The 22410-nt window shown below is 59.3% G+C and carries 19 protein-coding genes and 1 tRNA gene; 14 read left to right on the top strand and 6 right to left on the bottom strand.

The window, feature by feature from the left end; translation table 11 throughout:
* The first annotated feature begins 4 nt into the window (after positions 1–4).
* The 4 genes from P8K07_13615 to P8K07_13600 all read left to right on the top strand — a co-directional run bounded on the left by P8K07_13615 (position 5) and on the right by P8K07_13600 (position 4649).
* Positions 5–319, top strand: a complete 315-nt coding sequence (locus P8K07_13615) for an ATP-dependent Clp protease adaptor ClpS (protein ID MDG1959554.1) — start codon at positions 5–7, stop codon at positions 317–319.
* Positions 316–2592, top strand: a complete 2277-nt coding sequence (clpA, locus tag P8K07_13610; GenBank protein MDG1959553.1) for an ATP-dependent Clp protease ATP-binding subunit ClpA — start codon at positions 316–318, stop codon at positions 2590–2592. The genes P8K07_13615 and clpA overlap by 4 nt, the downstream gene beginning before the upstream one ends.
* 44 nt (positions 2593–2636) lie before the next feature.
* Positions 2637–3305 (top strand): hypothetical protein, encoded by a 669-nt coding sequence (locus P8K07_13605; protein ID MDG1959552.1) that lies wholly within the window; start codon positions 2637–2639, stop codon positions 3303–3305.
* A 108-nt stretch (positions 3306–3413) separates the two neighbouring features.
* Positions 3414–4649: a hypothetical protein gene (locus tag P8K07_13600; protein MDG1959551.1), complete on the top strand. Its 1236-nt coding sequence runs from the start codon at positions 3414–3416 to the stop codon at positions 4647–4649.
* A 26-nt stretch (positions 4650–4675) separates the two neighbouring features.
* On the opposite strand, the gene P8K07_13595 is transcribed toward P8K07_13600, so the two are convergent.
* The 4 genes from P8K07_13595 to P8K07_13580 all read right to left on the bottom strand — a co-directional run bounded on the left by P8K07_13595 (position 4676) and on the right by P8K07_13580 (position 8712).
* Positions 4676–6088, bottom strand: a complete 1413-nt coding sequence (locus tag P8K07_13595) for an FAD-binding oxidoreductase (protein MDG1959550.1) — start codon at positions 6086–6088, stop codon at positions 4676–4678.
* A gap of 6 nt (positions 6089–6094) precedes the next feature.
* Entirely contained in the window at positions 6095–7621 is a 1527-nt protein-coding gene (locus P8K07_13590) for a glycerol-3-phosphate dehydrogenase/oxidase (protein ID MDG1959549.1), read from the bottom strand.
* A complete protein-coding gene (locus P8K07_13585; protein ID MDG1959548.1) occupies positions 7618–8013 on the bottom strand; it encodes a metallopeptidase family protein in 396 nt (131 codons plus the stop codon). The genes P8K07_13590 and P8K07_13585 overlap by 4 nt, the downstream gene beginning before the upstream one ends.
* A 246-nt stretch (positions 8014–8259) precedes the next feature.
* Positions 8260–8712: a hypothetical protein gene (locus P8K07_13580; protein ID MDG1959547.1), complete on the bottom strand. Its 453-nt coding sequence runs from the start codon at positions 8710–8712 to the stop codon at positions 8260–8262.
* A gap of 128 nt (positions 8713–8840) precedes the next feature.
* On the opposite strand from P8K07_13580, the gene P8K07_13575 reads away from it, so the two are divergent.
* From P8K07_13575 to P8K07_13545, 7 genes are all read left to right on the top strand, one after another.
* On the top strand, positions 8841–10028 hold the full coding sequence (locus P8K07_13575; GenBank protein ID MDG1959546.1) for a cytochrome P450: 1188 nt from the start codon (positions 8841–8843) through the stop codon (positions 10026–10028).
* 49 nt (positions 10029–10077) lie between these two features.
* The gene (locus tag P8K07_13570; protein ID MDG1959545.1) at positions 10078–10917 is read left to right on the top strand and encodes an SMP-30/gluconolactonase/LRE family protein; all 840 of its coding nucleotides are present in this window, start codon (positions 10078–10080) and stop codon (positions 10915–10917) included.
* Between the two features lie 54 nt (positions 10918–10971).
* Positions 10972–11068: transfer RNA gene (locus P8K07_13565), tRNA-Sec, on the top strand.
* Positions 11069–11109: 41 nt separating this feature from the next.
* Positions 11110–12540 (top strand): MATE family efflux transporter, encoded by a 1431-nt coding sequence (locus tag P8K07_13560; GenBank protein ID MDG1959544.1) that lies wholly within the window; start codon positions 11110–11112, stop codon positions 12538–12540.
* Positions 12541–12549: 9 nt separating this feature from the next.
* Complete coding sequence (gene rpe / locus P8K07_13555; GenBank protein ID MDG1959543.1) at positions 12550–13221, top strand: ribulose-phosphate 3-epimerase; 672 nt, start codon at positions 12550–12552, stop codon at positions 13219–13221.
* Between the two features lie 110 nt (positions 13222–13331).
* Positions 13332–14228 carry a DUF922 domain-containing protein gene (locus tag P8K07_13550; GenBank protein MDG1959542.1) on the top strand — a complete coding sequence of 299 codons (897 nt, stop codon included), beginning with the start codon at positions 13332–13334 and terminating at the stop codon, positions 14226–14228.
* 44 nt (positions 14229–14272) lie between these two features.
* The gene (locus tag P8K07_13545) at positions 14273–15049 is read left to right on the top strand and encodes an SDR family oxidoreductase (protein ID MDG1959541.1); all 777 of its coding nucleotides are present in this window, start codon (positions 14273–14275) and stop codon (positions 15047–15049) included.
* A gap of 31 nt (positions 15050–15080) precedes the next feature.
* Here P8K07_13545 and P8K07_13540 read toward each other — a convergent pair whose 3' ends face one another.
* Both P8K07_13540 and P8K07_13535 read right to left on the bottom strand, forming a co-directional pair.
* On the bottom strand, positions 15081–17063 hold the full coding sequence (locus P8K07_13540) for a DUF3604 domain-containing protein (GenBank protein ID MDG1959540.1): 1983 nt from the start codon (positions 17061–17063) through the stop codon (positions 15081–15083).
* On the bottom strand, positions 17060–17518 hold the full coding sequence (locus tag P8K07_13535) for a nitroreductase/quinone reductase family protein (GenBank protein MDG1959539.1): 459 nt from the start codon (positions 17516–17518) through the stop codon (positions 17060–17062). The genes P8K07_13540 and P8K07_13535 overlap by 4 nt, the downstream gene beginning before the upstream one ends.
* Before the next feature lie 37 nt (positions 17519–17555).
* Here P8K07_13535 and P8K07_13530 point away from each other — a divergent pair, with 37 nt between their 5' ends.
* From P8K07_13530 to P8K07_13520, 3 genes are all read left to right on the top strand, one after another.
* Complete coding sequence (locus P8K07_13530; protein MDG1959538.1) at positions 17556–18539, top strand: NAD(P)-dependent oxidoreductase; 984 nt, start codon at positions 17556–17558, stop codon at positions 18537–18539.
* Positions 18540–18686: 147 nt separating this feature from the next.
* Entirely contained in the window at positions 18687–20768 is a 2082-nt protein-coding gene (locus tag P8K07_13525; protein MDG1959537.1) for an ATP-binding protein, read from the top strand.
* Positions 20765–22162, top strand: a complete 1398-nt coding sequence (locus P8K07_13520) for a sigma-54 dependent transcriptional regulator (GenBank protein ID MDG1959536.1) — start codon at positions 20765–20767, stop codon at positions 22160–22162. Before P8K07_13525 ends, P8K07_13520 begins: the two co-directional genes overlap by 4 nt.
* The last annotated feature ends 248 nt before the right edge of the window (positions 22163–22410 follow it).

Below are 22410 nucleotides of genomic sequence, written 5' to 3'. Positions count from 1 at the left end.
AGCAATGGCAGGTCCGGATCGCGATTCAGAAGAAGCCGTCATCACCAAGGCCAAGCGCAAGGTAGAGCGTCCCAAGCTCTACAAGGTGCTTCTCCATAATGATGACTATACGACGCGGGAGTTCGTGGTGTGGATCCTGCGCATGGTGTTCCAAAGAAGCGAATCGGAATCTGTGCAGATCATGATGCATGTACATAATAACGGAATTGGTGTGGCGGGGGTCTATCCATTCGAGGTTGCCGAAGCCAAGATCCAGCGCACCACAACACTGGCCGAGGAGTACGAGTTCCCTCTGCTGACGACGATGGAGCCAGAATGACACCGCCACAGGTCACCAACGATCTTCAGACCTCCCTGCGCGCCGCTTTCGAGTCGGCTCGAGAGCGCCGGCACGAATACCTGACTCTCGAGCATGTATTGCTGGCCTTGCTCGACAACGAGGAGGTGCAGTTACTCCTGGAGCTTCTCAACGTCGACCTCGAACAGGTCCGGAGTGAACTCGAATTGCACCTCCAGCATACCGTCGAGGCGCTGCCCGAGGGAATGGATCAGGCACCGCAGGAGACTCCGGCATTGCAACGGGTGCTGCAGCGGGCAGCACTGCACGCAGTGAATGCAGAGAGAGCGACCATCGACGGCCCGGGCCTGATCGTCGCTCTGTTTCGCGAGCCGAGTTGCCACGCCCTCTGGGCGCTCGAAAGCCAGGGCGTCAGTCGTCTGGATGTGGTGCGCATCATCTCACATAACCTCAAGGATGGTGGCACCTCCGGTGCTGGCGGCGAAGAAGGGGCATCTCGGGAGGAGATCTCTCCCTCCGACGAAGACGATGAAGCCCCGGCGACCGATCCTCTGGCCGCATGGACGACCGACCTGCGCGCACGCGCGGAAGCCGGCGATATCGATCCTCTGATCGGACGCCATCAGGAGCTGGAGCGAGCCATTCATATCCTCGCACGCCGCCGCAAAAACAACCCGATTTTCGTCGGCGAGGCCGGGGTTGGTAAAACCGCGATCGTCGAAGGTCTGGCTCGCAAGCTTCACACCGGAGATGTTCCCGATACCCTCAAGGAAGCGAATATATTCGCGCTCGATATGGGAGCGCTAATCGCCGGAACAAAATTTCGCGGCCAATTCGAAGAGCGGCTGAAAAGCGTCATCAAGGCGCTGAACGAACGCGACCACTCCATTCTCTTTATCGATGAGATCCATACGATTGTCGGCGCGGGCGCCACTAGCGGCGGGACCATGGATGCCTCCAACCTGCTGAAGCCGGCTCTGGCCAATGGCGAGCTACGCTGCATCGGTGCCACCACATTTGGCGAATACAAGAAATCCTTCGACAAGGACCGTGCTCTCGAGCGACGATTCCAGAAAATCGATGTTCCCGAGCCTTCCGTCGACGAGACCGTCGAAATCCTGCGCGGCCTGAAGAGCCGCTACGAAGAACATCACGGCGTGACCTACACCGACGAAGCTATCTGCACAGCCGCCGATCTATCGGCTCGCTATATCAGCGATCGACACCTGCCCGACAAGGCCATCGATGTCATCGATGAGACGGGCGCCGCCGACAGCATCCTGCCGGACGACAAGAAGCGTCGCGAAATCACCGAGGCCGAAATCGAGATTACCGTCGCGCGGATTGCGAAAATACCCGAGAAAAAAGTCTCGACGGATGCTCGCGAGCTTCTCGAAAAGATCGAACCCGACCTGAAGGCTGTCATATACGGCCAAGACCATGCGATCGATCAACTGGCGTCCGTCATCAAGCTCCAGCGCTCAGGCCTGGGACATACCGAGAGGCCGGTCGGATCCTTTCTCTTCGCGGGGCCGACCGGCGTGGGCAAGACGGAACTTGCGCGCCAACTAGCCTCTGTCCTCGGCGTCGAACTGCATCGCTTCGATATGAGTGAGTATATGGAGAAGCATACCGTCTCGCGACTGATCGGCGCCCCTCCGGGCTATGTCGGGTTTGATCAGGGCGGTCTCCTGACCGATGCCGTTCGTAAAACCCCGCATTCGGTGGTCGTCCTCGACGAAATCGAGAAGGCGCATCCCGACCTCTTCAACATTCTTTTGCAGGTGATGGATCACGCAACTCTCACCGACAATACGGGTCGCAAAGCCGACTTCCGCAATATTGTGCTGATCCTGACGACCAACGCCGGGGCCCGCGAGATGACCTCCACCGCGATCGGCTTTACCGGTGACCATTCAACCGGCTCCGCTCGACAGGCGATCGAGAAAACTTTCAGCCCCGAATTCCGAAACCGACTCGATGCGACGATCATGTTCGACCCCCTCGACCCCGATGCGATTCTAAAGGTGGTCGAGAAGAATCTGGTCGAGGTCCGCGAGCAATTGGCCGAAAAGTCGGTTCGGCTCGAACTGACCAAGGGGGCTCGAGAATGGCTGGCGAAGGAAGGCTTTGACAAGCTCTATGGCGCTCGCCCTATGGCTCGCCTCATCGAGCGTGAAATCAAGCGCCCGCTGGCCGACGAAATCCTCTTTGGGCGCCTGGCGCTGGGCGGAAAAGTCAAAATACAGGTTTCGAAAGGAAAACTATCGCTCGACATTCACTCAGGGGAGTAAAGTGATCGGAAGAATCTGACGTTGATTCTTCTTTGGAACCCCTGATGTCTACCGTCGACCGCAACTTCGAGCTCCGCCAGCTCCTGAAAGCCTATCGCAAGGGCCTGATTTCGGACGAAATTTTCGAGGAACAGCTCCGCGATCTGGAGTCGGGAGAATCCGGCGAGACCAGCCCGTCCTCCGCACCGACACCCCCGGCGCGCCAATGGCATAGTCAGGGGAAATTGTTTTCGTCGGAACAATCCCTGCTCCGCCATTTCCTGGATGAGCTTCGTGCCGGGGAGTCTTTCGGCGGGGAAATCTTCCAGCGATGGCAAGAAGTAGCCAGTCACCCCGGTCTCCGCGGAACCCTGCGAGCCATCAGCGGTCGAGAAGCGATGCACGGCAGAATTCTCGCCGCCCGACTGCGCGAGATCGGAGGAACCGAGACGGCCTGCCTCCCTGCGAGTTTCGCCGAGGCGACTCAGGCAAGACTCGCCTCGACACGAATCTCTGATGTAGAAAAATTGCGTGAAGTCCTGTCGCGACTCCCGAATGCCGAGGCCGCGACCGCACCGCTTCGCGAGGTCATCGATCAGATTGAGGACGACCTCGAAAGCCGCCTGCTTCTGGAACTGATCGTTGCCGACGAGGCCTCGACGATCGACTGCCTGCATCGATGTGCTGTGCTCATGGGCATTGCGGAAGCTGCCCCCGCGGATGAGACCCCGTAATGCTTCTCGGTAACCATCACTTTACAGAGCGATTTTCTTTCTGTGACTTCCCCGTCTCGCGAAAACTTGATAAGCCGGGTTTCTCAGCAAGAACGGACAAGTAATTTTATGGTCCAAGAAAGCGTATTTCAGGCGGCAGAAGCCGCCACCCGACTCATGGCATTGCCCTGGATCCTTGCCGCAAGATGGCTGAGCGGCGACTCCGGAAGAGATTTGGTGCCACGAGGACCCGGTACCGCAAGCCTTGCCGTTCGAGCCAAAGCCGCCGTCGACGAACTTTTCTTCGCGTCCGAGGTTCTGGGCGGAGCGCCCCTGCCGCTGATGGACGCCAAACGAATCGCCACCGAAACCAAAGAGGCTATTATCTTCTTCCGGGAAAACGGTTGGCTGGAAAATCCCGAGAAATACCATCGAACCCCCGAGGCGCCGACGCATGTCCATCTGGAGTCGGCCGAGATCGCCGGCCTGGACGCCGAACGGATCTCGTTCCACAGCGGTTATGCCCCCTGGAAAGGTGAGCCAGGGCGGGAGCGTTGGCTGGGATATGAAGAAAACCATCAGGCCCATGCGAAGATTTTCCGACATCCCGGAGAAGATCGTCCTTGGGTCGTATGTATCCCCGGATACCGGATGGGCCAGGACCTTGCGGATTCGGTAGCCTTCCGGGTGCAATGGCTGCATCGCGACCTCGGCCTGAACGTAGCCATTCCCACGCTTCCCCTGCACGGCCCACGCACGGTTGGAAGACGGAGCGGCGATCACTTCCTCGCTGGCGATTTTATCGATACTCTCCACGCCGAAACGCAGGCTATTTGGGATATCCGGAAGCTGCTGGCATGGATTCGAGAACAAGGTGCGCCCGCGCTCGGTATTTACGGACTTTCGCTGGGAGCCTATACGACAGCGATGATTGCTTCTCTGGAAGACGATCTCGACTGCGTCGTCGCCGGTATTCCGACAATCGACTTTGTAGACCTCGTCCAATCCAACACAGCCGGATGGGCCCTGCGCGTCACCGGGCTGCTGGGATTTCCCTGGGACAGCATCTGCGAGATGCTCCGGGTCGTCTCCCCTCTGGAATTGTCATTGAAAACTGACAATTCCAAATGTTTCATTTTCGCCGGCTTGTACGACCAGGTAGCACCCCCCGAACAGGCGCGAGCCTTGTGGCGCCATTGGGGGCGGCCCAAAATGGTTTGGTATCGGGGCGGTCACGTCTCGTTCCTGATGGAGCGAGAGGTTCGCGACCTTCTCGCGTCTGCCTTCCGGCGCACGGGGTTGGTGCCCGATCCGGTTTACCTGCCCCGCCTGCTCGAACTGCAACCCGCACTCGCGATGTCCTGAAACTCCGCTTCCCGACCGAGCGGCAATCAGTCTTCTTTCGCGATCAGGACCTCAGGGTTCAGGATACCATCCGGGTCCATCGCGGCTTTCAGCGCCCGCAAGAGTGCCATGCCGCCAGCTCCATGCTCGCGCGGGAGATGGTCTCGGCGCACCCGGCCGATGCCATGATGATGTGCAATCGTGGCGCCGGCATCGATCGTTGCCTGCATGGCGGCATTCCAGGAGGCGGAATAGATTCTCTCCTGCTCCGCTGCATCCTCGGACTGACCCACGAAGGTGAAATAGATATTCACCCCTGTCGTATAGGCATGCGAAGTGTGACCACTGGCAATCAAAACACCCGGTACCGCCATAATGGCCGCTGTCACAGCTTCGTAGAGTGGCGTGATCCGATCCCAGGTCGCCGCGACCTCAATGGTGTCGACGACCAGACCCGCCTTGAGCAATTCCTCCCATGAGGGAACCGAATTCCGATGCCCCATCCATTGATCGAGAGGAGCCGATCCAAGGTCCTCGCCGCCGTGAGCCAGGCAGGATTTCTCGACCGCCGCCAATTCCAGTTCCAGTGCGGGTTGCATGGACTCGCTGCCCTCGGTCATGACCAACAGGAGTGGTTCGGGCTCGGGAACCCACTCTCCGAAATTGCGCTGCGCCTCCACTCCGTCGTAGAGACGGAGAACGGCTGGGCGCCAACCATCTCGCAGGACTTTCCGCGTAATCTCGAGACCATCATCCCAGGTGGGCAGGCGGTAGGCCGTCCCGGAACGAAAAGCATGCTTTGGCCAGCACTTGAAAGTGACCTCGGTGAGGATGCCCAAGGTTCCCTCAGAACCCAGAAGAAGGGCCTTGAGGTCGGGCCCGGTCGCACTGCGGGGCGACGGAAACGTCCGAACGACCGTCCCATCGGGCAGCACACACTCAAGGGAGAGCACCATATCTTCCGTGTTCCCATAACGCGTGGAAAACTGGCCTGATGCTCTCGTAGCCACCCAGCCCCCAACACTCGATACGGCGATCGACTGCGGGAAATGGCCCAAGGTCAGACCATGGGATTCGAGATGCTCTTCAAACTCCGAGCCCCTCATCCCCGGCTGCACGCGGCAGGTCAGAGCTTCATCCGAGAGTTCCAGAACCTTGTTCATGCGCGACAGGTCGACGACAATGGCCGCCGCTCCGGGCCGGACACCGCCGCAAACTCCGGACCCCAGGCCGTAGGGCACCACCGCAGTCCCGCTTTGCGACGCCAGCTGCAGCGCTTTGGAAACTTCCTCCGTGCTCTCGGGATAGACCACGCAAAGCGGCCCCGCAGCAGGGGTCCCGCCGAGATCACGAATCGCTTCAAGCGCCCAATAATCATGAGCGTGTGCCTGACGATCGTCTTCCGTGACGACGACTCTCCCCGCAGGAAGTCCCTCCTCCAGCATTTTGATGATATCCACGTTCAACTACTCCTGCCGCCAGGCCAGATCCTCACGGATCCTCGCTTGATAGAGGCGAATCTCCTGATCCGTCTCTTCATCTGTCCAACCCATCCGTCCGGCCAGCGTGGACGCCACGCTCTCCACGGCACCCAGACCATTATCCGCTGCGAAAAAGTTTGCACGGGCCCGACGCTCGAGAACGTCGGTCACCGAAGATGCGCTCTCTTCTTCGATCGCGAAGCGGATCTCCTCATCCGAGAGACGCGTGCGCACCATCGAGATTGGCTCCTCGCCTTCCACCAGAGGAACTTCGCCGGTGCGGCATGGCGTTCCCGCCCCGCCCAATCGCTCCACAACGGCATCCACCACTCGCTCCGCCATCTGGCGGTATGTGGTGAGCTTGCCACCAGCAATCGAAAGAAGACCGTTAGGCTCGATGAGAACTTCATCCTTTCGCGAGATCTCCGAGGGGTTTTTTCCCTCCTGTCGCAAAAGCGGTCGCACGCCAGCCCAGGCGCCCCGGACCTCGCTTGGATCGATGGGCTGATCAGGCCAGTTCCGGTTGGTGGCCTCGAGTAGATAGTCGACATCCTCGCGGGTGATCTCCGGTCGCTCTACCGCCTCTGGATAGAATGTATCGGTGGTACCGATCCAGCAGATATCCTCAAAGGGAACGACGAAAAGAATACGCTTGTCCTGCGCTCGCATCACGACAATATCATCGACGGGAAGACGCTCTCGCTCGACCACCAGATGGATTCCCTTGGTCAATTGCATGCGATCATTTGCGGCACCGCCAAGACGGCGGACCGAATCGACCCACGGGCCGGCTGCATTCACCACGACAGCCGCATTCACATCCAGCGAGCGTCCCGAAAGGTCATCGCGCAGACCAACGACAAGGCCCGCCCTCCGGCTCTGTCCATCGCCGGATACCGTCAGCGCGGACTCCTGTTCTCGCAGCGCAGTTGCAGGGGCTCGGTTGACGACCCTCGCTCCATAGCGCTTGGCCGATTTCAGAGTTTCCAGTGTCAGGCGGGCATCGTCGGTAATATACTCCGTGTAGACAGCCGATCCCTGCAGTCGGTCCTTGAGTAATCCGGGGATTCGCGCGACCGATTCGTCGCGATCCCAGACTTCATGCAATTCTTCAGCTGGTATTTTCGCCATCTTCTCGAAGGCCCAAAGTCCAGCCCGCAGCTTCATCAAGCCGGCACTTGTCCGGCCGTGAACCGGAAACGCCAGCCGTGCGTGCATTGCGAGGTGCGGAGCAATCTCGGTGAGGCATTTCCGCTCCCGGTTGGCTTCGAGAACCAGATTGATCTCTCCCTGCTCCAGATAACGCAGGCCGCCGTGAATCAATTTGGACGAGCGACTCGAGGTGCCGGAGGCAAAATCTCCTCGCTCAACCAACCCGACGGAGAGTCCCCGCATCGCGGCATCTCGGGCGATACCGGCACCGGTAATTCCACCCCCAACGACGAGAAGGTCGACGCCCTCCGCTTCCATGGCATCAAGATCCGAAATTCTGGTATCAACTGAAAAACTCAATATCCTCTCCCTCGCAGGTGGCGATCATCGAACCCGAAATGATGCCCGAGTTCATGAATCAGTGTCCGCCTCACTTCCCGCCGAAGATGATACTCATCTCGATGCGCGTCTGTCAGCGTTTCATAATAAAGTACGATACGATCTGGCAGCATCGGAAAATCGCTGCCGCGTTCGATCGGCGGGACACCCTCGTAAAGACCAAACAGGCTGCCTTCCCGGCGCGCCAGTCCCAAGGATTTCAGAACCTCGTCGGAGGGTGCGTCCTCGATAACGATTTCGACATTGCGAATGGACTCCTGCACAGAGGACGGAATCCCGTCCAGTGCCTGCGTCACCAGCGCTCGAAAGCGGGATCGTGAAATCCAGGATGTGGCTCGTGCTGTCTCTTCCACGTTCTCAGTCTAGCACAGAATGGGTCGGTGCTGCCGCTATCGAGAAAGTACGCCACCGCTCGATCTGAGGTCGAAATGCTCGGACAAGAACCCAAGCGCGGCACCATCGACCAGATATCGGAACGATCCACCCCGGCTGGACCCGAAGAATCGGTCGGTAAAGATGAGGAAGTCAGGGGCGCCGGGGGGCGGCGCCCCTTCTACCGTAAAAAAAGCCAAATCCCTTCCTCGCAGATGGCCCTCGGGTTAATGCAAATCTTCCATCGCGGGTCGCGTATGCTCCGACACCAGATGAGTCTCATCCTCGTGCCGTCGCGCGATCCCGCGGACTTCGTTGGCCTGCTCCTGCGCTTCGGCGCCGGCCAGTTGGTCAAAGGTCAGAACGACGGAGGGACCGCCCTGGTCTGCCAAAAAGCTGATCGTCGGGGCCTCATGAGCGTATTGATGACGCTCGCAGAAGCGCACACGAGCGATATCCGCGCAGCATAAATGAATGTGGAATTTCTTGTTTACGATATGAATCCAGCCGTCCCGCACCTGCAGGTCGGCGAGGTCGGCAAAAAGCTCCGAGGCACCAAGGGCGTTCCGCAGGATAATCCTCGCCTGACCAAGAAACCGCATTTCCTCGACGAGGTCTTCGATATAACGCCCGTCCTTGGTGCTGTTTTCTTCAGATTCGCCGTGGCCACAAACACTCATGGTATTGTTTCTATCCTATTTGAATATGAATATCAATATCAATATCATTTGTGAACCTTCTGCACTTTGACTCCGATTTTTTGATTTCCGGACGACAACACCGCGGAATTGCCATAGGCAAGGAGGCTATGGCAACGGTGACCTTCGAGCCGCGCAGCGGCCCAAGCTGGAGAGATCCATTCCCGATGTACAAGGCGATGCGAGATCATGGCCCCATTCTCCACGTACCCAAGGGAGATTACTGGGTTTTATCCCGCTTTGAGGAGATCTGGCAGGCGGCTCGCGACACCGAAACCTTTTCATCAGCCTCCGGCCTGACAACAACTTACGGCGATATGGAAGCGATGAACCTGGCGCCGACGATGGTCATGATGGACCCGCCCCGTCATACTGATTTTCGCAAATTGGTCAGCGCCGGCTTCACGCCTCGCAAGGTACAGGCGCTCGAACCTGCGATGCGGTCGTATGTAGTTGAAAAAATTGAGGAAATGCGCGGCAAGGGCTCCTGTGATTTTGTCGAAGGGCTCGCGCGCCCTCTCCCCTGCTGGGTCGTGGCCAACTATCTCGGCGTGCCCATTGAAGATCGGCCTCTCTTCGACGACTGGACCCATGCAATTGTCGGCGGCAGCGCCGAAGGGAATCTTCTGGATGCCGGCGGCGGCGCTGCAGCTGTAGGCGAGCTCTATGAATATTTCACCGCGTTGGTCGAGCAGAAACGGAGCCACCCCGGAGACGATATGGTCTCGGAGCTGATTGCTTCGAAGTTGGAAGGAAACCCGCTGGGGATCCTCGAAATCCTGGGCTACGCCTTCGTCATGATCACCGGCGGCAACGACACCGCCACCGGCTTGCTCGCGGGCGCCGCTGAACTTCTGACCACCTACCCCGAGCAGCGCCAGAAGCTGATTGATGATCCGGGTAAAATTGCCAATGCGGTCGAGGAACTGCTTCGCCTCACATCCCCCGTCCAGGGACTCGCGCGGACCCTCACCCGTGACGTTGAGATCGATGGCCAGAAAATTCCTGCGGGTCGCAAGGTGCTGCTGCATTACGGATCCGGCAATCGTGACGAACGTGAATTCGGACCCACCGCGAGCGATTTCGACGTTGATCGTAAAATTGACAGAATTCTCACCTTCACCATCGGCCCCCATTATTGTCTCGGGGCTGCGGCCGCACGAATGCAGGGCCAGATCGTTCTCGAGGAACTCCTACAGCGATGCCCGAACTTCTCCGCCGACGTGGCCGCAGGAGAATTCGCGCGCGGTGCGGTCGTGCGTCGCCACGAAGCCCTTCCTCTGACGACGGCCCCCTGACCTAGGCACCCCTTCCCGAACCGACGTCGGTTTGCGTATGGTGATTCGCATGAATGTGATCGCCGAGGGCTTTGCTTTTCTGGAGGGACCGCGGTGGCGCGAAGATTCCCTCTATTTTTCGGATATGCATAGCGAAGCAGTTTTTCGCTGGTGCGAAGGCAAAGGCGTCGAGAAAGTCGTCGAAGTCAGGGAACGCCCTTCCGGATTGGGATGGGATCCTCAGGGGAGACTCCTGATCGTCTCGATGAGAAATCGCTCGCTGCTGCGCTGGGACGGTTCGCAGCTGGAAACCGTGGCCGACCTTTCCTCAATCGCCACTTTCGATACCAACGATATGGTCGTGGACGCGCGCGGCGGCGCGTATATCGGGAACTTCGGCTCGAGCATCGAGGGAGAGGGAACGGTTTTCCCCGATCCAGCAAAACTCGCCTACGTCTCCCCCGACGGACAGGCCCGGGTGGTCGCCGAAGATCTCCTCTTTCCCAATGGCTCGGTGATTACACCCGATGGCAAAACACTGATCGTCGGCGAGACCTTCGCCGGACGAATGACAGCTTTTGATATTCGGTCCGACGGAAGTCTGGAAAACCGCCGCATATGGGCGGAGATGACGGGCCGGGCACCCGATGGTTGCTGCCTGGACGACGAAGGGGCGGTCTGGGTAGCCAGCCCCACCACCAATGATTTCGTCCGAGTGCGCGAGGGTGGCGAGATTCTGGATAGAATCGAGGTCGACCGCATGGCGATCGCCTGCACTCTCGGCGGTCCCGATGGGCGGTCCCTCTTTCTCCTCACCTCCAAAACGACCGAGAGTGCCGAGGCTCGCAGGGCGAAAAGTGCGCGCATCGAGGAGCATCGAGTTCAGGTCCCCAGCGGCAATAGTCCCTGACGCGCTTGCGCCCCGGCCGGGGAGACCCATACCCTAGAGCTATTCGTTTTGAATGGAGGGGGATGCGGGCCGGTGCCCGCCGCGGTCTTCAAAACCGTTAGAGCGCCATATACATGGGGCTGGATGGTTCGACTCCATCCCTCCTCCGCCAAACGTACCTGATCGGGAAGGATCGGCTCGAGCCGAGAAACCATGTCGAACGACCCACAAACCCCGGCGGCCACTCCGCCGCCAATGCCTTCGGTCCGAGAGGAGTTTACCGGCCTCGCGCGTCTGGCAACCCCGGTTGTGATCGCCGAATTGGGGTGGATGGGCATGGGCTTGGTCGATACGGCCATGGTCGGCCAGGTATCTCCGATCGCGATGGGTGCTGTGGCTGTTGGAAGCAACGTCTTTTTTCTTTTCATGGGAGGCGGACTCGGGTTTCTTTTCGGCCTCGACACGGTCGTGGCTCAGGCGATCGGCGCGGGTCGCATCCAGGAAGCCCATCGGTCCCTGATTCAGGGGCTCATTCTGGCGCTGGTTTCCTCCTTGCTCCTGACCCTGTGCATGTTCGTGTCGGCAATGAACCTGGAGTATGTCGGCATCCCGGCAGAGGTCCTGCCTTACGCCCAATCCTATTTATGGATCACCGCCTTGAGCATGCCGGCGCTTTCGATCTTCATGGCCCTAAGGCGCTATTTGCAAGCCATGAATCTCGTCGGCGCCTTTATGGTGATCGTGTTGGTCGCCAATATCCTCAATGCTCTGGTCAATTGGGTTCTTGTCTTCGGTCACTGGGGTTTTCCTGCAATGGAAGCCAGTGGATCCGCTTGGGCAACGGTGATCTCACGAGCCTTCATGATGATCGCACTCGCGATCTACACAATCGCCCACGCGCGCCACAAGCAGACCGGACTTCTCCAGACACCTCTGCGAGTGGAGATGCCTCTGCTCCTCCGGATCACCCGGATCGGACTACCCGCCGGTGGTCAATTCCTTCTGGAAACAGGTTTTTTCAATATCGCGGCGCTCATGGCCGCACGGCTGGGCCCATTACCGCTGGCGGCGCATCAAGTCGCCATCACCGTTGCCGCCTTTTCCTTTATGGCGCCTCTGGGCATTTCCTCGGCAACCGCCGTTCGTGTAGGGCAGGCTGTCGGGCGAGGAGATGCCCCCGGTGCCAGACTCGCCGGCCGGACGGCCCTGACCTCGGGCGGGGTTTTGATGCTCGGCTTTGCCGTGATCTTCCTGACCCTCGGGCGGGAAATTGCCGCTATCTTCACGTCCGATACGGAGGTAATCGCCATCGCCGCCAGCATCTTCGTCGTCGCCGGGGCCTTCCAACTCTTCGATGGACTTCAGGTGATCGCCGTCGGTGCCCTGCGCGGACTCGGAGAAACGCGGATCCCGGTCGTGATCGGTGCCTTTGCCTATTGGGTCGTCGGGATCTCCTTGGCGACGATCTTGGCTTTCCACCAGAATTTGGGCGTACTCGGCCTCTGGTATGGCTTTATCGCCGGCCTGGCTGTGGCCGCCGTCGCCTTGCTCTGGGTGTGGAACCGTCAGGCAAGAAACCCCCTGCAGCATCGAATTACGACATCGAACACCACTGGACTCGACCCCGGGCAACCTGCTGGCTAGAACCTTCTCATGGCCTCCAGCGCGCGCATTGCCCCGTCGATTCTCTCTGCCGATTTCAGCATTCTGGGGGACGAAGTCCGCCGTGTCGAAGCCGGCGGTGCCGATATCATTCATGTCGATGTGATGGACGGCCATTTCGTGCCCAACCTGACGATCGGGCCTCTGGTGGTCAACTCGCTTCGACCGGTCACCGATCTGGAACTGGACGTTCATTTGATGATCGAGAAGCCCTGGGACTATATCCCGGAATTCGCCAAAGCCGGGGCCGATTCGATCACCGTTCATATCGAGACCTGCCCGGATCCCATCGACGTCATCCAACAGATTCACGATCTCGACAAACGCGCCGGGATCACCCTTTGCCCGCGAACACCGATCGAATCGATTCAAGCTGTCGCAGGAATGGTCGAGAGAGTTTTGATCATGAGCGTGGAACCTGGTTTTGGCGGGCAAAGTTTCATGCCCGACCAACTCGACAAAGTCCGCACGCTGGTCGATTGGCGCGACGCCGAGGGACACCATTACGACATCGAGATCGACGGCGGCATCAAGGCCCATAACGCGGCTGCGTGCGCCGCCGCAGGTGTTGAGGTCTTTGTGGCGGGTTCCGCGGTCTTCGACGCCGATGACTATCAAACCTCGATCACGGCGCTCCGTAATCACGCAACCAGCGACGCCTGACGACCTCTTTCCCGAAGTTCCTTGTCTCGCTTCATCTGGGGAAACTGCCCGGCACAAATCGCGGTCTTGACCCCGGGGGCGTTGTCCTCAAGGCTGAGAAGCTAGAGCTCATGAAAGCCTTGATTCTCATTCCGCTTCTCGGCCTGCTGCTGAGCAGCCCGGCCCTCTCCGCGGCGCCTGAAATTCCGACCCCGACCATCGAAGCTTCATCCCGGAGTCGAGATCGCTTTTATGAGGTACGCGGAGCGACAGCCGCGGAAGTTTTTTCATCCATCGGCAAACAAAAAATCGGGAATATTCCCGGGCGATCGGCCAGTGGCTTGACGGAAAGTAAATTGAGCTATTCGCTCGAGTCCACCTATGGCGGCAACAAGCCCTGTCGAGTTCTCTCCCTGAAACTCGACCTCAACCTCGTGATCACGCTGCCACGACACGCGAGCTCGAGAAATCTGGACCCTGATGCTCAGCGTAATTGGGAGATTTACGAAACGGCGGTGGAGGCGCATGAGTACCGGCATGTCGAAATTGAATTGCGCGGGCTCGAAGAGCTCACGCAACGCCTGCGCCGGGGCATCACGGACGGCAAAATCACCGCTGCAGGACAATCGGCGTGTGCGAATTACGTCGACGAACTACTTCGCCAACAAAGAAGTCTGACCAAACGCCGGCATGAGGATTTTCATGTCGAGGCGTCGCAGGAGGTGCGTGATCTGCAAGCCGCGGGCCGAGCGCGGCTGGATACTTTTGACGAGCAGTTGGAGCGCGATCAACGTGCCTTGAACGAATTGGCGGAAATGATCGGCGAGGTCCGTGACGAATATGACGATTTACTGGAGTCGATTCCCCTGAGTGCCCCGGGGCTGAGAGCCGACTCCTGGTCCATCGCTCGGGAACTGGCGGAGGAGCTCAATGCAGCCATCGACCGGCACCACGTCCTGCGGGAAGAACGCCAAGGGCAACTGGAGGCCCGCAAGCGGCTGGTCGAAGATTTGCAATGGATCCGCTGACGAATCGACTTCCCCTACCGACCGGTTCCGGTTAAACCGGCAGCATGATGCTCAAGGATAAAACTCTCGTCGTCTGCGGCTCCGGGCCGGGACTGGGTTCGGAAATCGCCCGCGGCGCGCTTCGGGATGGAGCGAATCTCGTTCTCGCTGCGCGAACCGAAAAAAAACTACAGGCTCTCGCTGACGAACTGCAGGCACCCGATCGCATCGCAATTGCAGTGACCGATATTCGCGAAGAAGACGACTGCAAAAAACTTGCCGGGATCGCGCACGACCGCTTCGGTGGCGTGGATGCCTTGGCACTCGTGGCCGCCGTCGATAATACCTTCGGCAATGTGATGGATGCCGATATCGAGACCTGGCGAAACGCATTGGAGACAAATGTCATCGGTGCCTCGCTCGCCGTCCGAGCTCTCGTGCCGCAGATGCGCTCGCGCGGTGGCGGCAGCATCATTCTGATCGGATCCCAATCCAGCTTTGTGCCCCAGATGCCGCAGATTGGGTATGCCTCCTCCAAGGGCGCCATGATTACGGCGATGTACTATATGGCGCAGGAGCTGGGGCCGGATCGAATTCGGGTCAATACCGTCGTACCGACCTGGATGTGGGGCCCTCCGGTCCAGGGCTATGTGAAATTGATGTCGCACAAGGAGAAGGTCTCGGAAGAAGAGATCATTGCGGGGATCACAAAGGATATGCCTTTGGGCGAAATCCCCAAAGACGAAGACGTTGCCGAAGCTGTGCTCTTCCTTGCGTCCGACCGCGCCCGAATGATCACCGGCCAACACCTGCTGGTCAACGCCGGCGAACATATGCCCTGAGCCCGGTTTCGCAGGGATCCCTGCGGGCCCGTCAGCCGTCCTTGGTGCCTTCGGCAGGCTCGAACCAGATCGGAGAAGTCCACGCTCGCTCCTGCTGAATTCCCGGGTACTCAGGATCACAGCAGGGCCGCAACCCTTCGGGCAAGGCCATTACATCACCAGCACAACTTATTTGCGCCTTGTTGCAAGCGTACTGACTCCAGCGACAACTCGGGTTTTCAATCACCCGAGCATAGTAAAAAGCATCCGCACCCGCATCGAATTCCGGATCCTCCCAAACCGCACACAGAACCGCCGCACCGCCCCCGCTGGGCTCGCAGGTTCGTGGGTCGACGGTCACTCCATTATCCCCACCGGCAACGTCAAGTACTTTTTCTTGGGGCTCTCCATTCTCCCGCCATCCCTTGATAATCTGGATACGCTGTAGCGGGCCTCCGGCATCTTTTCCGGTGCCCGAATCCCTTGTCGCATGGACGACAAAACGGGGGCCCCTGGTATTCCCCTTGCCAGATGCAGGCAGGACCGATCCCATCGCAACCCCGCGCGCATAGCCGGTCGCAACAAGGTCCGAGCGAGCGCATAGATCCTCGGGCAGATCCCAACCTCCAAAAAACCGCACGATGGGTCGCGTACCGCTTGTCCCGTAGGCTTCCCGGCGCTGCATCGCGTGAAACAGGGAATCACGCGTATTCTCCTCGGCCCAAAGCACAGCCAATCCCCCCGGGCCGAATTCGATATCGTCCGGCAATCCCACAACCTCGCTCCCACCACCTGAATGCATTCCAGCGCCGCCATGGCCCGGGTGGTCCTTCTCGGCTACCAGACCCGGCGTTCCCAGATGCGTATCGGTCGCTGCGATTTGTCCGAATTGGAACGGGTTCGCTCCCTCAGCTTCGCGAATGGCCAGCCCCTGCGACAGCGCCGCGCGGGTGAACGAACGGCGGGGGGCAATTTCCCCAACACTCCCTCCCGTCTTGGCACCGAATCGGTCATAGGGAAGCTTCTCGAAATCGCAAAACTCATCAGAGCCCCAGCCCGCGCGGCGATCACACTCGGAGTCCCCCTTATGCTGCATGATTTCAACCAGCGGTTCCCAACGGCTGCGTCGCGCCGCCTCTTCGGCATCGATGGACGGGACCGGTTCTCCTTTTCCGTAGAAAAGTCCGTCGACATTTTCCCGCGAGGCGCGGGCCGATTCAAACATCAAACCGCCGCTGAGGTTTGAGTTGTGCGGAATCGTCAGGGCGTCGCAGCCCGGCAATCCCTCGACACATTCGCTCTCGAGACGGTCCCAGAGGGCCCAGGCCGACTCCGTATCGCGCCAACTCGGCGGTAATGCCGGCACCAGAGCGTTGCGGAAAATGACGTTCCGGTGCAGATTTTGCCCCTCACCCACACTCCCGGTCCACTCATAGCCGACAAAGGAGGTGAATTCGCAGCGCGAGCTCCGGTCGTAGGCCTCCTCCGCCGCCGCCTGAATTTCTTCCCAGACGCTGCCGGCGACCCGGTCACAAGCCTCACCCTCCTCGCCGCAAAAGCCCCAGCGATAACCATAGATCAGGCCAGGCGCTGCGAGCAGCGTGAGCCCCAAAGGCGGCGAATGGCGGAAGGCGACACAAACCGGATGCCAGTACGACCATTCCCCCGGCGTGCGACAAATCCGCACGTCACCGAGAAACTCGGCGTGGTCCGAAAGTGAAGTGAAGTCCAGTGGCCGATCCAACTGGACCCGTCGAGCCGGCTCCCCCCTGGCATCATAAGGCTGGATGCCCAACTCCTCGCCGCGCGCAAACCGATAGGCATCCCTCGGCCGATTTCTCGTATCCTGCGTGCTCGCATCGAAGGAGAATGCCGTATGAATATGAGTGTCGCCAAAAAACGGCCTCTTGAGCGGATCGTAATCCGTACAAGGTTCTCGCTCCTCGGTCACGGAATAGGGTCGGAGCTCCGCGGAAGCCTGATGTGGGAGCAAGGCGATCAGCAGAAAAGAAAGTAGATGATAATGGATCCTCATATCGTTGCCTCCCCGGGGGAGATCTCTCGGGGCTCCAGAATCACCAGCGGTATCGTTCGATTCGTCCCTGCGCGATAGTTCTGGAACCACGGCATCACCTCGATCATCACCGCCCATAGCTTTTCCTCTTCGGGCGGCTCGGCTCTCCGGGCGTGAACGGCCGTCCGACCCTGCTTGGTGCGAATATGCACATCCGGACTCGCGCAGAGATTCAACCACCAGACCGGATCCTTGTCCTGACCTGCATTCGATGCCGCGATCAGCCAGGTCCCGTGATGAGCCACGAAAAGCAGCGGCGTCTGGCGCACCAGACCGCTTTTGCGCCCGATATTTTCCAGCACCAGAAACTCGAATCCGGCGGCTCCCCAACCCATGCGGTGACCGCTTTTCTCGAAAATGAATCGATGAATGCCTGTAATCAGAGGCAGGCAAAGTCGCACCATTGTTCTCACCATTCCTGACCTTCTCTCATAGAAGCGCTCGGAGGGTCCAATGCCCGCGACGGCGGAATTTGCCTGCCTTCCCTCCGCACAGTACGAACCTTCCGTGGACAATCTTTCGGGAAAGAAAATCGCTGTCACCGGCGCAACCGGCTTTCTCGGTCGCTACGTAGTGGACGCCTTGCTGCAGAGGGGTGCTATTCCGATCGGAGTTGTGCGCAACCCGGATCGTGTACCCGAGCTTCGCGCCGCGGGCGTGGAGCTTCGCCGCGCGGACCTCGGCGATCTCGAGGCGCTCAAGGAAAGCTTCGTGGAATGCGATGCCGTCGCTTCGGTTGCCGCAATGATCAGTGTCGGCAGCATGTACAGCATCCGCAAAAAGCAGCGTGACGCCTATATCCAGACCAACGTCGGTGGAATCGAGCGCGTGCTGGAGGCTGCCGATGCCTGCGGTGTTCGGCGGATCGTCCACGTATCGAGCGCGAATGTCTACCGCGACCGGAAAGCTCCGTTGCGCGAAGACTCCCCCCTGCATGATCTCGACGAGATCGGCTTGCTGAACAATAATTACAGCATATCCAAAGCCGCAGCCGAGCGACGCGCCTGCGCTATCGCCGCGGACCGGAATCTTTCACTGACGATCTTGCGACCGACAGGCATCTACGGCGCCAACGACTTCAACTTCATGCACTGGGTTCGCCTCGTGTTGCGACCACCGATCACCCTCTGGCCGGCTGGCACCCATCTTCAATTGGTCCATGGCGCCGACGTCGCTGAAGCCCTGCTGCTCTGCCTCGAGAACGAACGATCGATCGGGGAAGCGTATAACGTATGCGGTGGTGGCGAGAGCTTATGGGAATTTGCCGAAGCCTGGTCCCAGGCCGGCGGGCCACGCGCCCGCCTTCTGATCCCGATTCCGGTCCCTGTCCCACCCCTGCTGGAGAACCGAAAAATCTTCGACGAACTCGGCTGGAAACCACGCGATATGGTAACCTGCCTGAGAGAAACCTTTGCGGCAGACGCCGATCCAAAATAACTCGCCCCAAACTCTTTACGGCAGCCCACTGCATAGGGAATTAGGCAGTGTGGCGATCCGAATGTCGACGGTCCTCCCGAGGGCCCAGAGAACCCGCTGGTCCAATGGCCCGCTGGTCTGGCTCGCTTCTTGCGACAGGAACCGACTATGCACGTAATCCCACTCTCCAACCTTCTGGTCAGCGGAGCCTTTTTTCTGGTTATGCTGGTCTGGGCGGTCATCGCGCGGACCGGCTGGATTGCCCTGCGCACCGGCCGCGCGCAAGGTCCGATCTCACGCCTGCACCCACTGCTCGGCATTGCGACCTGCATCGCCTACTTTACAGCAGCCCTCTCCACTCTGGCTCCCGACGCTCTCGATCCGGACAACTCGATCCTGGGCACCTATATGGTCATGGCGAATGATCTCGCGGGCTTCGCCGCGGTCGCACTCTTTCGCCATATGGCTCATTATTTCGAGCCGGGCGCGCCAATCTTGCGTCGGCGCTGGTTACTCCTGAACTATGGCTCTGCGACCATTGTCAGTCTGATTGCGATGGCAGGATCCACGCAGCCCTACGACCAAAGTCTCGGCAGCCGTCTCTACGGCGGGATCACATATGGCTATATGGCCCTGATGTTCTTTCTTTCAATTCAGGGTCTGCGAAAGAACGAGACCTCCAGCTGGAAGACTCCATTTGGTGCAACCGAACGACCACTTCGCGTCGTTTCCAGTGCCGCCGTCGTTCTGCTGATCACGGTAAGCGGTGTCGTCCTCACCCAGAGCAGCGACGCCAAGATCTTCACCGCCGCGTGGACCATGGCTCTCTTCGGTGCACTGGTCGCGGCGCCCTTTGCGATCCGGAACCTCGGCGCAGTCTTGCGCGATACACTCGTCGCGCTCTGCTTTGTGGGAACCGGTATTGCCGGTGCGTTTCTCGTTTATTGGGAGACTTCCTTCCTTCCGGAAAACGAGCGCTTCTGGATGCAGATCTTTCTCGGGTCCGTGTATGGACTCCTGATCGCCGGCGCAGGCCTGCAGGCTTGCTGGGCGCTCTTCGATCGCATCATTTTCAGGCGCGCCCACAACAAGCAAGGCGTCTTGCGCGAAGCGCTTCATGCTCTTTCTCCGGCGCTGGGGACGCAGCAATGTTCCGTCCGCGCATTGGCAGCTCTGACTCACGCCTTCCAACTCGAGGGTGCCGGCCTGATCTGGCGCGATGGTGGCGCGCAGACGTTCGGGAAATTTCGCATCGAGAAACTCGAAGAGATCTGGCCGCGCGGCGAGGCTGCAGATGCTCTCGCCAAGCGCACGCTGGCAGGAGGCGAGCTCACCCACCTCCCGGAAGAGTTGCGTGGTCCGCGCAATCAAGCTCATGTCGTAGGCGTCGTCTGCGTCCGTGGCTCGCGCCGTCTATGGGGACATATCCTGATGCGCACGGATCTCGTTGGCTCAAGTTTCGGAAGTGAAGAGTTGTCGGCCATCGAAGGCTTCGCCGACCAGCTCGGTTTACTTCTCGACGGGGCCGATATGCTCGGACGCACCCTGGAGGTCGAGCGCTCTCTTGCCCACGCGGAGAAGCTCTCCGCGATCGGCGAACTCACGGCTCGAGTGGCCCATGAGATCCGAAACCCCGCCACCGCGGCGCGCAGTCTGGCCCAGCAGCTCGTGGAGGAACCCGACTCGCCCTACCAACAGGAACATACGCTGATCGTTGAGTCTCTCGACCGAATCGAAAATCAGGTCGCGCTCCTTCTCCGGTACGCCAAGCGCGACGATCCTACCCTGGTATCGGTCGATCTCGCCGCTCTTACCCGGCGTACAGCCGAAGAATTACGCCCCAGCCTGCGCTCTGCCGGAATCGAGTTGATTGTACAATCGCCGGCGGCACTCTCCACCAAAGCCGATGCCGAAAAACTCCGTCTCGTCATGGTCAACCTGATCGAAAATGCCCGCGATGCTCTCGCCGACAGCGAAGGGACCAAGGAGATTCGCGTCGCTGTCAGCTCGGCCCTCAACAAGGTCTCCATCGAGGTCACCGACACAGGGCCCGGCGTGCCGGCGCAGGATCTGGACAACCTTTTCGAGTCTTTTTTCACAACCAAGGAAACAGGCACCGGGCTTGGACTGGCTATTTCAAAAAGAACGATCGAAGCGCATGGCGGCGAGATTCGCGCCTCTCAGGTTCCGGGTAGCGGTCTCTCTTTTCAAATTGATTTACCCATGAACTCCGAGGAGATCTACGCGTGAAACATTCGATTCTCGTCGTCGACGACGAAGCCGCCATCGGCATTGCGATTCAAAGGTTGCTCAAAAAAAAGGGCTACCGAGTTGATGTCTGCACCTCGGGTGAAGAGGCGATCGAGGCGATCGGGCAAACCCCGTACCATCTCATCATCAGCGATCTCAGCATGCAGGGAATGAGCGGCATGGAGCTTCTTGCCTGGACCCGGAAGAACGCCTCCGAAACAGCCCTGATCATGATCACAGCCTATGGCTCCGAAAAAACCGCTGTCGACGCCATGAAACTGGGTGCGTCGGACTATGTGCCCAAACCGTTCGATAATGACGAGTTGCTCCTCAAAGTCTCGCGAGTTCTCGACACGCGTACGACCCGAGTCGAAAACCAACTTCTTCGGGAACAGATCGGAGCATCCCTCGGGCTTGATAATTTTGTAGGTCGAAGCCCGAGCATGCAGCGCGTTTTCGAAGTGATTCGCAAAGTGGCTGACTCGGACCTCACGGTCCTGGTTCGGGGGCCCAGCGGGACGGGCAAAGAACTGGTGGCCAACGCGATCCACCTCGGGAGTCCCCGGAAACAACGACCATTGGTCAAGGTGAACTGTGCGGCCTTCACTCGCGAGCTCGTCGAAAGCGAACTCTTCGGCCACGAGAAGGGGGCTTTTACCGGGGCGGTTCGCGCGCGCGAGGGCAAGTTCGAACTTGCGGACGGGGGCACACTCTTTCTCGATGAGATCGGCGATATGGCTCTCGAGACACAAGCGAAAATCCTGCGCGCACTGCAGGAAAAGGAAATTCAACGCGTCGGCGGCGACATCACCCTGAAGGTCGATGTTCGGATCATTGCGGCTACCAATCACGATCTGGAAGCCAAGGTGGCCGATGGGACTTTTCGAGAAGACCTCTTCTACCGGCTCAACGTCGTCCCGATATCCTTACCTCCCCTCCGGGAGCGCGAAGGCGACCTGCCTATTCTGATAGATTATTTCCTTGACGGCATTGCCGAACGCCTCGGCCGCGAGCGAGCTCGATTCACCCCAGCGGCAATGCGCGCCCTGGCCGACGCAGAGTGGAAGGGAAACGTTCGGGAACTGGAGCATGTAATCGAACAATCTGTCGTTTTGGCCGACGGGATCGAGATCGATATCGAAGGCCTCCCGGATACTGTCCGACAGTCGACAGCAGGGACTGTCGGCGTGGCTGTCGACCACACGCTTCCCTTCAAGGAAGCCAAACAAATTGTCGTTGCGGAGTTCGAGCGCTCCTTTCTGGAAGCCGCCCTCGCTCGCCACGAGGGAAATATCTCGAGGACAGCAGAAGCAATTGGCATGTACCGCCAGCACCTGCAGGGAAAGCTCGCCGAGTACGGGATCGAAGCCTCCTCCTTTCGCCCGGTGAGATAGGCTCATCGAGACTGCTGGCCCGACAGCTCGTCGCCGCTCCTGTCGACAATCAGCTTCACGGATTTTCTTCGGAGCGATCCGACCCGCCTCGATAATCGCGGGCAGAATCTACAGCCGCACTCCTCCAGTGAAAGAGAGAATCTACTGAGGTGTCGATCCATTTGCCGTAGCCAAAATACACGTAGGCTCCGGTCGCCGCGCAGAGCAGACCGTATACGATCAATCGAGTGAGATTTTTTTGCTTCCAG

It is taken from the genome of Candidatus Binatia bacterium (assembly GCA_029248525.1).
GTDB lineage: Bacteria > Desulfobacterota > Binatia > UBA12015 > UBA12015 > UBA12015.
The sequence above is the reverse complement of the archived record's forward strand: the minus strand, read 5'-3'. Positions and strand labels throughout refer to the sequence as shown.